Below are 13,595 nucleotides of genomic sequence, written 5' to 3' on the forward strand. Positions count from 1 at the left end.
CGGGAGGCCCCGATGGATTACCCGGAACTCTATGAGCTGGTATTTCAGGCCCCCGCGGTGGAGGACGACGTGGTGATCGTCCGGCGTACCGACCGGGCGGGAGCGGGCGGGTATCCGATCTACGAGGACGAATCGGGGATCGTGCGCGCGGAGATCAGTGACCGCGGCGAGGTCCGCATGCTGGCCAGCGGGGGACACCAGGCGCCCCGCACCCCGCTGCTGGCGAGGAGGCTGGTGACCTGACGTGATGGGTTGATGCGTCGCGACCGTGGACCGCGCGTTCCGTGAACCGGAGTCGTCACAGGCCGCGCAGGTGGCGGCGTGGGCGCGGAGGCCGGTTCGCGGGCTCTGCCCGTGGGCGGGGGGCGGCCGCGGACGTGACTCCGGAGTCCGGCGAGGGCACCGCACGGAGCTTCGGTGGAGTGCCGCGCCCGTGGTCGGCCAGGGGCTCCCCGGATCCTGCCCCGGCGCCGCCGGATTCGACTCCTGCCCCGTCCGCAGTCCCGGCCCCGTTGTCGGCCCGGGCCTGGCTCTCCGCCCCGGTGGTGTCTCCGCTCAGCACGGCCAGGGCGCGTTCGAGGGTTTCTCCGGTCAGCTGTATCCGGATCCTGGCCAGGCGCTCTAACTCGGTGTGAGACACCGTGTCAGCGTACCCGCCCTCACGAGGCGCCCGGGCTGCGCCGAGGCGCGCGGCGTCGAACGAGGCCACGGCGAGGGCGGCTTGGCCCAGGAGGCCACCGGCCGCGTCCGCGACCTCAGGGAGCGGCGGGAGCGAAAGGCGTCTACGAGGCCGCGGCAGGTGTGGCCAGTGCGTGGGCGACGGCGGCCTCGGCGTGGAGCCGGGTCGTCGGGAAGACGGGCACCGGGCTGTCCTGCGGGCGGACGAGCAGTTCGATCTCGGTGCAGCCGAGCACGACGCCCTCGGCTCCGGCGGCGACCAACTCGTCGATGACGGCGCGGTAGGCGCTGCGGGAGCCGTCCTTGACGACGCCCACGCAGAGCTCCTCGTAGATCACGCGGTGCACGGTCGCGCGCCCGGCGGCGTCCGGGACCAGCACCTCCAGGCCGTGGTCCGCGAGGCGGCCGCGGTAGAAGTCCTGCTCCATGGTGAAGGCGGTGCCCAGCAGGCCGATGCGCCGAAGTCCCGTGCGGCGCACGGCCTCCGCGGTGGTGTCGGCCAGGTGCAACAGCGGCACGGCGACCGCGGACGACACCTGGTCGGCCACCTTGGGCATGGTGTTGGTGCAGATCAGCAGCAGTTCCGCGCCCGCTGCCTCCAGGGCCCGGGCGGCCCCGGCCAGGACCTCCCCGGCCTCGTCCCAGCGCCCCTGGACCTGGAGGCGTTCGATCTCCGCGAAGTCCACGGAGTAGACCACGCACGCGGCCGAGTGCAGCCCGCCCAGCCGTTCCCGCGTGAGCTCGTTCAGCAGGCGGTAGTACTCCGCCGTGGACTCCCAGCTCATCCCGCCGATCAACCCGATGGTCTTCATCGGGTCACTGTCCCACAGGGGGCGGAGCCGTCCAGGGCGAGGGCGGGACCGGTCGCCCCGGTGCCTCAGCGGTCCCAGCGGACGGGCAGCCGGTCCGTGCCGCGCATGAGGAGCCCCGGACGCCAGGTCGCCGGTTCCGCTGTGTCGTCCAGGGCGAGGCCGGGACAGCGGTCCAGGAGGGAGCGGAGGGCGATCCGCCCTTCCAAACGGGCCAGCGGTGCGCCGAGGCAGAAGTGGATGCCGTGGCCGAACGCGGCGTGGCCGCGCGGATCGCGGGTGAGGTCGAAGTCGTCGGCGTCGGCGAACCGTTCGGGGTCGCGCGAGGCCGAGGCCAGCGAGATCAGGACGGCGGAGCCGGCGGGGATCACCGTGCCGCCGAGTTCCACCGGTTCGGCAGCGCAACGCCAGGTGGCGGTCTCCACCGGGCCGTCGTAGCGCAGCATCTCCTCCACGGCGTTGTCCAGAAGGCTGTCGTCGGCCCGTAGGGCGGCCAGTTGGGCGGGGTGCTCCAGTAGGGCGCGCACGCCGTTGGCGATCAGGTTGACGGTGGTCTCGTGGCCGGCGACCAGGAGCAGGAAGGCCGTGCCGATCACTTCCTCGGGGGAGAGCCGGTCGCCGTCCTCGTCGCTGGTCCGGATCAGGTCGGCGAGCAGCCCGTCGCCCGCTTCGCGGCGCAGCGAAGCGATCAGGGTGGTGAGGTAGCCGGACATCGCCTCGACGGCCTGCTGCGCCGCTTCGGGGCTGGTGGGCGAGACGAGCTCGTGGGACCAGCCGCGGAAGGCGTCGCGGTCCATGGAGGGGACGCCGAGCAGTTCGCAGATGACGGTCATCGGCAGGGGGAAGGCCAGCGCCTCGATGAGGTCGGCCCGGTCGTCGGACGCCGTCAGCATGGCGTCCAGGAGCTCGTCGGTGATGCGTTGCACGCGGGGGCGGAGCGCCTCGACGCGGCGGCTGGTGAACTCCTTCGCGACGAGTTTCCGGAGCCGTGTGTGGTGCGGTGGATCGACGTCCAGCATGTTGGTGAACAGCGGGACCCCGTCACCGTCCGTGCGGGGCAGGTTGGCGCTGCTCCAGTCCTTGCCCAGGCGCGGATCGGCGAGCGCGGTGCGGACCGCCTCATGGCCGACGACCAGCCACGCCGCCTGGTCGTACGGGGTGAGCACCGGGTGGACGGGGCCCTGGGCCCGCAGTTTGGCGTAGTACGGGTACGGGTTCGTGACGAAATCCTGGCCGTAGGCGCGCAGGTCGACCAGAGGGGGCGCGCCGGGGGCGGGCGCAGGGGCGGAGGCCCGGGCTTCGGGGGACGTGTATATGTCGGAGCCGCGCGGGGCTGGTGGGTCTGTCGTGTCCTCGGAGGCCCGAGGGGTTCGTCCGTCCTGCGGGGCCTGCGGATTCTCCGGCATGGGCCGTCCCGCCTCTCTCGACTCGCATCCGTGTCGGCGTGCCACAACACTCGGTGCGCCGCCGCACCGTGCGGTCCGGCTGCACTTCCCACGGTAGGCAGGACGGGGTGGCGCTTCGTCGTTCCAGCGGAGGAGCCGGCACGGAGGGACGTCCTCCAGACGCAGTGCGACGACGTCGTCGGTCCGGTGGAGAACGCTCGCCCCCTCGCAGGGGCGCGGTCGCGGCGGTTGGCGCGGGCCGCCGCGACCGCGGTCCTCAGCAGCGGGCGTGGGCGGTGATGTCGGCGCTGAACTCGTCGATCATCGCGGGGGTCACCGTCGGGCGGCACTGGCCGATCGCGGCGAGGTAGTCCGCGGTGCTCGCGCCGAGCCGGCCCGGGGCGGCGGACCCGCCGCCGATCGCCTCCAGGTCCCGTTCGAACGACGCCTGGGCGGCGACCCGGGCGGCGTGCTCGATGTCGGCCGGCGTGAACAGCTCACTGGCCGCGACCAGGGCCGCGATGTCGACGTCGGGCCGCCCGTCGGTGTAGCGGGACCAGATCGCCGCCCGGGCGGCCGGGTCGGGCGTCCCGATCGGGATCAGGTAGTCGAAGCGCCCGGGGCGCAGGAACGCCGGATCGAGCGAGCGGATGGAGTTGGTGGCGCACACCAGCAGCCGCTCGTCCTGCTCCCGGAAGCCGGGGATCAGCTTGAGCAGTTCGTTGGTGACCCCGTGCAGCCCGCCCGGCTGCGCCGGCTCGCTGCGCACCGGTGCGATCTCCTCGACCTCGTCGATGAAGACCAGCACCCGCTCCAGTTCGGCGATCCTCGCGAACGCGCTGCGCAGGGCCGCCGCCAGGTTGCCCTCGTCCGCCAACCGGGACGGCAGCAACTCGACGAACGGCCAGCCCAGCCGGGCGGCGATCCCACGGGCGAAGGTGGTCTTCCCGGTGCCCGGCGGCCCGAACAGGGCGATCGCCCGCGGTGGCCGGACCCCGTGCCGGGCCGCCCGCTCCGGCTCCGCCAGGGGCAGCACCACCCGCCGTTCGATCAGGTCCTTCTCCGCCTCCATGCCGGCGACCTTGGCCCACAGGTCGGTGGGCAGGAACCGGCCGCCCAGGTCGTCCAGGAGGCTGGCCGCCGGCCCGTGGTGCGGCTCGACCTTCTCGAAGTACGCGACCGCCGGCTGCCGGGTGTACCCCGCGTTCAGCAGGCCCTCCCCGAGCAGGTCCTCCTCGGGGAGCACGTACGCGATCCGGCTCACCCGGGCGGCGATCAGGCGCCGCTCCAGTTCGACCAGCAGCGCGCTGGCCAGCCCCCGGCCGCGCCAGGCCGAGGAGATCGCGATCCGCATCACCCAGCCCCGTTCGCCCGCGACGCAGGCGAGCGCCGCGCCGATGGGGGTGCCCTGGTGGACGGCGACCACGGCGGGCTGCCGCGAGGTCAGGGCGCTGATGCACTCGGCGAGCGAGAAGACGGACTCCTGTCCCAACTCGGCCGTGGAGTCGATCAGGTGGACCACTTCGGCGAGGTCCTTCTCGCGGTAGTCGTGGATGAGCCAGTTCACCGGTGCCGCCCCTCGTTGGTGTCGCTGATGTTGCTGACGTGCAGGTGAGGCTAGGGGCGGGGGCCGGACGGGTCCTGTGCCGCGGTGCACAATCCGCGGGCCCGACCGCTACGGTCCGTACGTAGCGCCGCAGGGCCGGATGCGACACCGGCGGACGCCGCTCCGGGCCGCTCGACGGGCAAATCCACTGGTTGGCGCGGCCCGCCCGGTGCCATGCTGAGCGACGTGAACGGACCCGAGATCGCCCTCAGCTTCGCCCCTGAACTGCACCTCTTCGTCGGAGCGGCCCGCAGCGCCGGTCGCACGCCCTTCGTGACCGACGGCGCCTCGACCCTCGGTCACGTCGTCGAATCGCTGGGCGTCCCGCTCACCGAGGTCGGACGGCTGGTCGCGGACGGCGCGGAGGTGTCCGTCTCGCACGTCCCGCAGCAGGGCGAGCACATCGAGGTCCGTGCCGTCGAGCGTCCGCAGCGCGTCCCCGGGGCACCGCTGCGGTTCCTGCTCGACGTGCACCTCGGCACCCTCGCCCGCCGACTCCGCCTGCTCGGGGTCGACGCGGCGTACACCAACGAGGACCCGGGCGACGCGGCCCTGGCCGCGCGCTCCGCCGAAGAACGACGCGTCCTGCTCTCCCGGGACCGCGGGCTGCTCCAACGCCGGGAGATCTGGGCGGGCGCCTACGTCTACAGCGACCGTCCGGACGACCAACTCCGGGACGTGCTGGGCAGGTTCGCGCCCACCCTCGCCCCGTGGACCCGCTGCACCGCGTGCAACGGCCGCCTGGCCGCCGCCGACAAGGACGCGGTCCACGAGCAGCTCCACCACGGCACCCAGCGCACCTACGACGTCTTCGCGCAGTGCACCGCGTGCGGTCGCGTCTACTGGCGCGGAGCCCATCACGCCCGCCTGGAAGCCATCGTCCAGGAGGCGCTGCGGGCCGGCACCGGCTGAGCGGACGGGCTCCGCTCAGCCGCCGCCTGCCGCCGTCCCCACGAACTCCTCGATCCGCGCGAGCGTGCCCCCGGTGTCCGCGTGCAGGTGACCGGCCATGCCCAGCGCCTGGGCGGCGTGCACGTGCGCCGCGGTGTCGTCGACGAACAAGGCCCGCGCCAGGTCCGCCACGCCCGCCCGCCGCAGTGCGAGCAGGTAGATGCGGGGGTCGGGCCTGGCGCAGCCGACCTCGCAGGACAGCACGGTGCCGTCGACGGCGTCCAGCACCCCGGCGGCGGCGAGCGCGGGGCGCAGCTCCGGCCAGGCATTGCTCACCAGGACGGTCCGGGCCCGGCCGCGCAGTGCCCGCACCCCGGCCACCACCTCGGCGTCCCACCGCTGCCTGGCCGCCAGGTCCCGCCGGATCTCCGTCATGAGGGCCGGGCTGCTTCCCAGTCGCCGCCGGACCACGCGCCACCAAGCCTCCTGACCGGTCCGGCCGATCAGTACCTGGTCGTCGTTGCCTGCGAACAGGGCGGCCAGGAAGGCGGGTTGCCGCATGCCGAGCCGGTCGCCCCACGCGGCCGCGGCCGCCGGCAGATGGTCCGGTGACAGGACCCCGCCGACGTCCAACAGGATCGCCGGACCGTCCGGACCGCCCTCCCCACCACCGGGTTCCCCCGACCCACCGATGCCCATGTGCCGCCCTTCACTCCCTCGCGACCCCGTTCCGCTCCAACGGTCCCCGTGGCGCCTCGGCTCCCTGACTCCATGCATCAAGAACAGAATTGATGCCACATCAGCAGATGTCACGTCAGGAGCGACGCGCCCGAGCCTCGGCCGGCGGCGCCCGCGCGCCGGCCCGTCCGCACGTCTCCCCTCGCGTCGGCGCCTCCATCGCGGCCCGGTCCGCCCGGCCGGAGGGTGGCTCACATTCCGGTACGGGACCGGCGATGCCGTGCCTGGGGGTGCCTGGGACGCGCCGGGCGCCTGGCGCGCGCTCGGACCCGCGGTCGGCGTTCGGCTCCGCCCGGCGCCCGGCTTCCGCCGCGCCAAGTGCTGCACCGAGGGCCCCTGGGGGCCTTTCCCGGGCCCCTTTAGCGGCCCTCTAGCCCAACTTGATGACGACACGCCGGAGCCACCCACCGTCCAACGGGTGAATACGTGCGCCTCCGCCACCCGAAGAGCCGACGTTGTCCCCCGAATGCGACGTTCTCCGGTGGTGCCGCGCTCGAATCCGGCTGACGGTGATCACGTCGCTACTGCGATCCGATGTGCCGACGAAGTGTCAGCCTTCGCAGTCGCGCCGAAAGGAACATGACTCCATGCGCACTGCCCGCACTCTGTTCGCTTCCGCCGCCGTCATGGCGGCGCTCACGATCACAGCACCCGCCGCGTCTGCCATGGGTCTGGCCGAGGGCTTCACCTCGGGCATCGGGACCTCGGTCAGCGGCGACGACCACGGTCGCGGCGACCGGGACCACGGCGGTCGTGGCGACCGCGACAACGGCGGCCGTGGCGGCCGCGACAACGGCGGTCGCGGTGACCGCGACAACGGCGGTCGTGGCGGCCGCGACAACGGTGGCCGCGGTGACCGCGACAACGGTGGCTACGGCGACCGCGACCACGGCGGCTGGGGCGGTCACCACCGCCACCCGCACGGCGGCGTGCACACCGGTGGTGGCGCGCTGGCCATGCCGGTGACCGGCGACTGGGACACCAGCAGCAACTACGGCGACGACCACGGTGGCCGTGGCGACCGTGACCACGGCGGTCGTGGCGACCGCGACAACGGTGGCGGCCGCGGTGACCGCGACCACGGTGGCCGTGGCGACCGTGACCACGGCGGTCGCGGTGACCGCGACAACGGTGGCGGCCGCGGCGACCGGGACCACGGTGGCTGGGGCGACCGCGACAACGGCGGTCGCGGTGGCGACCACTGGGGCCGTCGCCCGCACGGCGGCGTCCACACCGGTGGCGGCGGCATGGCGATGTCGGGCAGCGGCCTGGCCGCCGGTTCCGTCCTGATGCTCGGCGGTCTGGGCGCCGGTGCCTACATGCTGCGTCGCCGCAACGCGTCGGGCACCGCAGCCTGATAGGGCTGCCACCTCCGGAGGTCGATGTGCAGTCGCGGCCACCGTCCTCGCCGGGCGGTGGCCGCGGCGATTGCGTGGACGTCACCGCAGCTCCGCAGGTCCGTGCGGACCGACCGGCCCGCTGACGCCGCCGCGCGCGGCGGCTCCTCCGCACCGCGCCCCGCCCGCTCACGAAAGGCCCCCCATGACCGCCCAGCAGTCTCCCCAGCCGAATCCGAACCCCGATCCGCCCAAGGCAGCCGCCGCCCGCCCCGTGGGACGCGGCTTGGTCTGGGCCGCGGGAGCATTTCTGCTGGGTTCCTTCCTCGTCTACAACTCCGTCGACACCACGGCGGACGCCAAATCGCAGTCCCGTCCCGGGGCCGCCGCCCACGACGGGCCCACCGCCCCGGTCTCCGACCTGTCGCTGCCCCGCTCCGCCCCCAAGCGGCTGACGATCCCGGAGATCGCCGTCGACGCGCCCTTCACCTCGCTGACCCTCGCCCCCACCGGGCAGCTCAATCCGCCCCCGGCCGCCGACAAGAACCTCGTCGGCTGGTACCAGGACGGCGCGGCGCCGGGAGAGCGCGGTGCCGCCATCGTCGCGGGACACGTGGACACCAAGACCGGCCCGGCGGTCTTCCTCCAACTGGAGACCCTCAGGCCCGGCGCCACCGTCGAGATCACCCGCGAGGACGGCATCGTCGCCACCTTCAAGATCGACTCGGTCGAGACCTTCAGCAAGGCGAGCTTCCCCAACGACAAGGTCTACGCCGACACCCCGGACGCCCAGCTCCGCCTGATCACCTGCGGTGGCTCGTACGACCACAAGGTCAAGGACTACATGTCCAACGTCGTGGCCTTCGCCCACCTCATCTCGTCGAAGCACGCCTAGGCGAGCGCGGCACGGTCCGCGCACCAGCCGGGTACCGGGAGCCCGGGTCGGCCTGCCGCCGGCCCGGGCTCCCGGCCGTCCGGAAGGGACGCGGCACGGGGCGCCGCCCGACACGCGGCGGCGACGGAGCTGCTCTCGCCGCGGAACCCCCGGGGAAATAATGACGAATATGAGGAACCGAATTCCGCTCCCCGACGGGGTGAAATGAGCGCCGCCCGCCGCAATCCGCCGGGTCGGCGCCCGGTTCGAAAAGCGAGCGGCCAGGGCAGTGCCGCCACCGACCGTCTCCTGCGCATTCTGCTGCGCCGCCGGAAACAGCCGCTGAGCGCCGGGGACGTGATGGTCACCGACCGGCCGGCGGTGCGCCGGGCGGTCTCGGCCGCGGCCCTCGGCAATACGATGGAGTGGTTCGACTTCGGTGTCTACGCCTATTTGGCGGGCACCTTGGGGAAGGTGTTCTTCCCGGCCAGTTCGCCCGGCGCCCAGGTGGTCTCGTCGTTCGCGACCTTCGCCGCCGCATTCCTCGTGCGACCGCTCGGCGGCATGGTTTTCGGCCCGCTCGGGGACCGCATCGGCCGTCAGCGGGTTCTCGCCGCCACCATGATCATGATGGCGATCAGCACCTTCGCCGTCGGATTCCTGCCGGGTTATCAATCCGTCGGTTTCGCCGCGCCGATTCTGCTGTTGATCTGCCGTCTGGTGCAGGGATTCTCCACCGGCGGCGAATATGCCGGAGCCACCACTTATATCGCCGAATATGCCCCGGACAAACGGCGCGGTTTCCTCGGCAGCTGGCTCGACTTCGGCACCTTCGTCGGCTATTCGCTCGGATCGGGCCTGGTCACCGTCCTCACCGGAGTGCTCGGCGAGGACGGACTGGTCTCCTGGGGCTGGCGGCTGCCGTTCCTCGTGGCCGGACCGCTCGGGCTCATCGGCCTCTACATGCGGCTGCGACTGGAGGAGACCCCCGCCTTCCAGCGCGAGGCGGAGCAGGCCCACCGAGCGGCGGAGGAGGCCCGCGCCACGGGTGGCGACGACCCGGTGGAGGACGCCCGGCAGTCCGGCCACGGTCGACTGAAGGAGATCTTCACCAGGCACTGGCAGGCGGTGCTGATCTGCATGGGCCTGGTGCTGCTCTACAACGTCACCAACTACATGGTGACGTCCTACCTGCCCACCTTCATGACCGAGACCCTCGGCCAGGACCCGCTCACCGCCCAGCTCCTCGTCCTCGGCACCATGATCGTCGTGGTGCTCACCATCACCACCGTCGGCCGCACCTCCGACCGGTGGGGCCGCCGCCCCGTCTTCCTGGCGGGCAGCCTCGCCCTGATCGCGCTCGCTGCTCCCGCGGTGCTCCTGATCCGGGCCGGCGGCATCCTGTTCCCCGCCCTCGGCTGCCTCATCCTCGGCCTGCTGCTGGTGTGCTTCGCCGGCACCTCCGCCGCGACCCTTCCGGCGCTCTTCCCGACCCGGCTGCGGTACGGCGCGCTGTCCATCTCCTTCAACATCTCCGTGTCGCTGTTCGGCGGCACCACGCCACTGTTCGCCTCGGGGCTGGTGCAGCTCACCGGGAGCCACATGGTCCCCGCGTACTACCTGATGGCCGCCGGCGTGATCGGCTTCGTGTCGACGCTGTTCCTCCACGAGACGGCCGGCAAGCCCCTGCGGGGCTCGGGTCCGATGGTCGAGACCGAGGAGCAGGCCCAGCGGCTCGTCGCCCACAGCCGCACCGAGGCCGGCCGCCGGGCCCGGGACATCTGGATCCGGCTCCGACACCCCTGGTCCCGGCACTGACCGCGCGCCCTCCGGCCGCTGCGGCCCCTACGGCCGCACGGTGCCGTCCCAGCGCCAGGCGGTGCGGCGCGGACGTCCGGGGAGGGCGGTGCGTCCGGTCGCCCAGAGCAGCGTCGGCCACGGATCCGCCCCGGCCGTGACGTCGGGGAACAGCCGGGCCAGCACCCGCGCGCACACGTCGGCCGGCGGATCCCAGTCCAGTCCGAGTCCCACCGCCAGGTCATGGGTGTGCACCACCGTCTCCACGATCCCCATCGCCGCGAACCCCTCCGGGTCCGAGTTCCCGAAGACGTGATGGGCGCGGACCTCCGCGGGCGTGGTCCGCACCATGGCGACCAGCAGGGCGCCGCACGCCTCCAGGGTCTGCAGGAGCCCGGCGGGCCCGGCGGCGCGGTCCGCGTGCACCGCGTTGGCCGGTCCGCCGGGACGGTTCCGCCGCCAGACGAAGGGCACCGCGCCATCCAACGGCGGTGTGCTGGGCCCCAGTTGGGCCGCATAGGCGAACAAGTCGTCACTCAGGTGCTCGACCGTCTCCCAGCAGTCCCAGGCCAACGAGCCGGCCGCCCGGCCGTCCCAGGCGGAGGCGGGCGCGGTGCGCAGGAGCGCCACCGCGAGCCGGACGGCGTGGGCGAGGTCGTCGGCGGTCACGGGCCCAGGGGCGACGGAGGCGGTGCCGGCGGGAGGGGGCGGTCGATGCTCCGCTCCGCCCTGTGTGCTTGATCGGGACATGCCCGGACCGTACCGCGCGGGCCGGAGCGGGGGAGTGCCTGGTGGGAGCGGGACGGGGGCCGAGCGGCGTGACGCGACGCACTCGAACTCCGACGCGCTGTCGGTAACTGTCCGAATTTGACGGTCTATCATCGGCGCCATGTCCGCCCCAGAACTGATTCGCATCGTGTCCCGTGACTCTCCGATGGCCCTGGCCCAGGTGGAGCGCGTCCGTACCGAACTGGCCGCGCTGCACCCCGGCATCACCACCGAGGTCGTCCCCGTCAAGACGACCGGCGACCGATGGATGGGGGCGCTGTCGCAGGTGGAGGGGAAGGGCGCGTTCACCAAGGAGGTCGACGCCGCCCTCCTGGCGGGCCAGGCGGACCTCGCGGTGCACTGCGTGAAGGACATCCCCGGTGACCGGCCGCTGCCGGCCGGCACGACGTTCGCGGCCTTCCTCAAGCGGGACGACGTCCGGGACGCGCTGATCCACCCGGGCGGGCTCACCCTCGACGAACTGCCCGCCGGGACCCGGATCGGCACCTCGTCGGTGCGCCGGATCGCCCAGCTCGCCGCCTCGCACCCGCACCTGGACTGCGTGCCGATGCGCGGCAACGCCAACCGCCGGATGGAGAAGCTGGCCGCCGGCGAGGCCGACGCCCTGCTGCTCGCCGTGTCCGGGTTGGAGCGGATCGGCCGCCCCGACGTGATCACCGAGATCCTGTCGGTGGACGCCATGTGCCCGCCCATCGGCGCCGGCGTCCTGGCGCTCCAGTGCCGCGAGGACGACACGAACACCATCGACGCCGTCAGCGGCCTCGGCGACCCCGCCACGCACCGCGAGACCATGGCCGAGCGGATGCTGCTGCACGTCCTCCAGGGCCACTGCAACAGCCCCATCGCCGGGTTCGCCACCACCGACCGGCGCGGGGAGCTCTCCCTGCGGGCCAGCGTCTTCACGCCCGACGGCAAAACCGTCCTCAACGCGCACGAGTGGGCCGGTCCGCTGACCCCCGAGACGCTGGGCACCTCCGTCGCCGTCGCGCTGCTGCGGCAGGGCGCCCGCGAACTGATCGACGGCATCGCCCACTGACGTCGCCGACCGGCCCCGCACGCGACGGCGCGCACCCGCCCTCGACACCGCCCCGTCCGGCGGCGACGGCGACGCGGCGCTCCGCGTGCGGGGCCACCTCTGCCCCGCACGCCAGCCGGTGAGCCGAGCGGTGCCCTGGGCGCCCGTCGTGACGGCGGCGGAACGCCCGCGGCCCCCATCGACCAGGCGGGACGGGCGGACTCAGCGGGGCGAGAGGTCCATGATGCGCCGGACCAGGTCGGGGTAGGTCCACCCGGCGCCCGCGGCCGCCCGCGGCAGCAGGCTCGTCGCCGTCAGGCCCGGGAGGGCGTTCACCTCGATGCACCTCGGCTCGCCCTCGGCGTCGCAGCGGAAGTCGGTGCGGGAGTACGCGTCATCGCCGAACCCCAGGGTCCGGTGCGCACGCAGGGCCAACTCCTGGAGCCGCGCGGTGAGTTCGCCCGGCGCCTGCGCCGGGCACACCTCGTTGACCGCGCCCGGCTGGTACTTGGCCGCGTAGTCGAACACCGCCGTGGTCAGCTCGATCTCCACCACGGGGAGCGCCTGGCCGCCGACCACGCCGACGGTGAATTCCCGCCCCGGGAGGAACGGTTCCGCCATGAGCTCCACGCCGCCGGCGCGGGCCTCGGCCGCGACCTCCGCCAACTGCGAGGGGCCGGCCACATGGTGGACCGACACGCTGGAACCGCCCACCACCGGCTTGACGACCACCGGGCCGTCCGCAACCAGGCGCCGGACGTCCGGCGGCACCTCGGCCGCCCCGGGCCGCCACACCACCCGCTCGATCACCGGCACGCCGGCCGCGCCCATCGCGGCCTGCGCCCGCCCCTTGTGCCAGGCCGCCGCGCACGCCGCACTGCCCGCACCCGTGAACCGCAGGCCGGCCATCTCCAAGAGCGCCTGGACGTGCCCGTCCTCGCCCCAGCCGCCGTGCATCGCCAGGAACAGCAGATCCGCGTCGCGGAGCAGGTCCAGGACCGGGCCCCCGGTCAGGGCGGCGTGCATCCGCCGTCTCCACTGCTGCGCCTCCGAGAGGGACGGCGGCTCCTTCCCCACCGTCGACGCGTCGACCACGTCGCCGGGATGCAGCGGTCCGGCCAGGACCGGCACCGCGGCGGCCGGGTCGACCAGCGTCACCTCGTGCCCCAGGTCGAGGAGGGCCCTGGCCACCGACCGGCCGGAGGCCAGGGAGACGTCCCGTTCGGCGCTCTCTCCGCCGCAGAGGACCACCACGCGCATGTTCGTCTCCTTCGTCTTCGTCCGTCTCCGGCCCGCGCGCTGCCGGCGCCGGCGCATTCCTCGACGATCAGCCAGGACGTCGAGGGCGGGCAGGGGCGTGGCCGCCGTCTTCCCCGTTCCTGATCTCGAAGGGGGAGCGTAGCGGCGGAACTTTGTTTTTCCAAGCTATGACTTTGGAAAGCCAAGTGGTGGGTGTGTCGGGCGAGGGGGTCCGGGGAACTCGGGCGGTTGCCGGTGGGGTGTCGCCCGGCAACCGCCCGGACCGTCCGGCCCCTGCCGGGGTGCCGAGTGGTTCAGGACTGTGGGCGTTTGCCGTGGTTGGCCGCGTGCTTGCGGCGCGACTTCTTCTTGCGACGACGCTTCGATGACATGGCATCTCCTTCCTGATTGCCGAATAAATGGCGCATTTCCGGCAT

General features: G+C 73.3%; 13 protein-coding genes. 6 read left to right on the forward strand and 7 right to left on the reverse strand.

The genetic code is table 11. From position 1 onward, the window contains the following. Nucleotides 1–12: 12 nt before the first annotated feature. On the forward strand, nt 13–243 hold the full coding sequence (locus ACJ6WD_RS14390) for a DUF6296 family protein (RefSeq protein ID WP_016577015.1): 231 nt from the start codon (nt 13–15) through the stop codon (nt 241–243). A 539-nt stretch (nt 244–782) separates the two neighbouring features. Here the strand turns inward: ACJ6WD_RS14390 and ACJ6WD_RS14395 are convergent. The 3 genes from ACJ6WD_RS14395 to ACJ6WD_RS14405 form a co-directional block, all read right to left on the reverse strand. Continuing rightward, nucleotides 783–1,490 (reverse strand): aspartate/glutamate racemase family protein, encoded by a 708-nt coding sequence (locus ACJ6WD_RS14395; RefSeq protein WP_407615896.1) that lies wholly within the window; start codon nt 1,488–1,490, stop codon nt 783–785. 65 nt (nt 1,491–1,555) lie between these two features. Then, nucleotides 1,556–2,893 (reverse strand): cytochrome P450, encoded by a 1,338-nt coding sequence (locus ACJ6WD_RS14400; RefSeq protein WP_407615897.1) that lies wholly within the window; start codon nt 2,891–2,893, stop codon nt 1,556–1,558. Between the two features lie 256 nt (nt 2,894–3,149). Continuing rightward, on the reverse strand, nt 3,150–4,439 hold the full coding sequence (locus ACJ6WD_RS14405) for an ATP-binding protein (protein ID WP_044372260.1): 1,290 nt from the start codon (nt 4,437–4,439) through the stop codon (nt 3,150–3,152). A gap of 225 nt (nt 4,440–4,664) precedes the next feature. Between ACJ6WD_RS14405 and ACJ6WD_RS14410 the strand changes: the two genes are divergently transcribed. Next, nucleotides 4,665–5,390 (forward strand): Mut7-C RNAse domain-containing protein, encoded by a 726-nt coding sequence (locus tag ACJ6WD_RS14410; protein WP_044373200.1) that lies wholly within the window; start codon nt 4,665–4,667, stop codon nt 5,388–5,390. A gap of 15 nt (nt 5,391–5,405) precedes the next feature. Here ACJ6WD_RS14410 and ACJ6WD_RS14415 read toward each other — a convergent pair whose 3' ends face one another. Then, nucleotides 5,406–6,068, reverse strand: coding sequence for an HAD-IA family hydrolase (locus ACJ6WD_RS14415; RefSeq protein WP_407615898.1), 663 nt, complete (start codon nt 6,066–6,068; stop codon nt 5,406–5,408). A 626-nt stretch (nt 6,069–6,694) separates the two neighbouring features. On the opposite strand from ACJ6WD_RS14415, the gene ACJ6WD_RS14420 reads away from it, so the two are divergent. From ACJ6WD_RS14420 to proP, 3 genes are all read left to right on the forward strand, one after another. After that, nucleotides 6,695–7,465 carry a hypothetical protein gene (locus tag ACJ6WD_RS14420; RefSeq protein ID WP_233656165.1) on the forward strand — a complete coding sequence of 257 codons (771 nt, stop codon included), beginning with the start codon at nt 6,695–6,697 and terminating at the stop codon, nt 7,463–7,465. Nucleotides 7,466–7,649: 184 nt separating this feature from the next. Next, entirely contained in the window at nt 7,650–8,339 is a 690-nt protein-coding gene (locus ACJ6WD_RS14425) for a class F sortase (RefSeq protein ID WP_233656164.1), read from the forward strand. Between the two features lie 204 nt (nt 8,340–8,543). After that, the gene (proP, locus tag ACJ6WD_RS14430) at nt 8,544–10,136 is read left to right on the forward strand and encodes a glycine betaine/L-proline transporter ProP (protein ID WP_376443380.1); all 1,593 of its coding nucleotides are present in this window, start codon (nt 8,544–8,546) and stop codon (nt 10,134–10,136) included. Nucleotides 10,137–10,163: 27 nt separating this feature from the next. Here the strand turns inward: proP and ACJ6WD_RS14435 are convergent, their stop codons facing one another. Next, entirely contained in the window at nt 10,164–10,784 is a 621-nt protein-coding gene (locus ACJ6WD_RS14435; protein WP_376443383.1) for a hypothetical protein, read from the reverse strand. A 220-nt stretch (nt 10,785–11,004) separates the two neighbouring features. On the opposite strand from ACJ6WD_RS14435, the gene hemC reads away from it, so the two are divergent. After that, nucleotides 11,005–11,940 (forward strand): hydroxymethylbilane synthase, encoded by a 936-nt coding sequence (gene hemC / locus ACJ6WD_RS14440; RefSeq protein ID WP_233656161.1) that lies wholly within the window; start codon nt 11,005–11,007, stop codon nt 11,938–11,940. 201 nt (nt 11,941–12,141) lie between these two features. On the opposite strand, the gene ACJ6WD_RS14445 is transcribed toward hemC, so the two are convergent. Continuing rightward, nucleotides 12,142–13,179 (reverse strand): D-alanine--D-alanine ligase, encoded by a 1,038-nt coding sequence (locus ACJ6WD_RS14445; RefSeq protein WP_376443386.1) that lies wholly within the window; start codon nt 13,177–13,179, stop codon nt 12,142–12,144. A gap of 293 nt (nt 13,180–13,472) precedes the next feature. Beyond that, entirely contained in the window at nt 13,473–13,550 is a 78-nt protein-coding gene (locus tag ACJ6WD_RS14450; RefSeq protein ID WP_373287922.1) for a 50S ribosomal protein bL37, read from the reverse strand. Nucleotides 13,551–13,595: the final 45 nt, after the last annotated feature.

Source organism: Streptomyces sp. VTCC 41912 (assembly GCF_045799175.1).
Classification (GTDB): Bacteria; Actinomycetota; Actinomycetes; order Streptomycetales; family Streptomycetaceae; genus Streptomyces; species Streptomyces albulus_C.

Bases quoted from the DNA above. Each gene is read 5' to 3' on its own strand.
- ACJ6WD_RS14390 (WP_016577015.1), top strand. From the start codon at position 13: ATGGATTACCCGGAACTCTATGAGCTGGTATTTCAGGCCCCCGCGGTG.
- ACJ6WD_RS14395 (WP_407615896.1), bottom strand. From the start codon at position 1,490: ATGAAGACCATCGGGTTGATCGGCGGGATGAGCTGGGAGTCCACGGCG.
- ACJ6WD_RS14400 (WP_407615897.1), bottom strand. From the start codon at position 2,893: ATGCCGGAGAATCCGCAGGCCCCGCAGGACGGACGAACCCCTCGGGCC.
- ACJ6WD_RS14415 (WP_407615898.1), bottom strand. From the start codon at position 6,068: ATGGGCATCGGTGGGTCGGGGGAACCCGGTGGTGGGGAGGGCGGTCCG.
- ACJ6WD_RS14420 (WP_233656165.1), top strand. From the start codon at position 6,695: ATGCGCACTGCCCGCACTCTGTTCGCTTCCGCCGCCGTCATGGCGGCG.
- ACJ6WD_RS14425 (WP_233656164.1), top strand. From the start codon at position 7,650: ATGACCGCCCAGCAGTCTCCCCAGCCGAATCCGAACCCCGATCCGCCC.
- proP (WP_376443380.1), top strand. From the start codon at position 8,544: ATGAGCGCCGCCCGCCGCAATCCGCCGGGTCGGCGCCCGGTTCGAAAA.
- hemC (WP_233656161.1), top strand. From the start codon at position 11,005: ATGTCCGCCCCAGAACTGATTCGCATCGTGTCCCGTGACTCTCCGATG.
- ACJ6WD_RS14445 (WP_376443386.1), bottom strand. From the start codon at position 13,179: ATGCGCGTGGTGGTCCTCTGCGGCGGAGAGAGCGCCGAACGGGACGTC.
- ACJ6WD_RS14450 (WP_373287922.1), bottom strand. From the start codon at position 13,550: ATGTCATCGAAGCGTCGTCGCAAGAAGAAGTCGCGCCGCAAGCACGCG.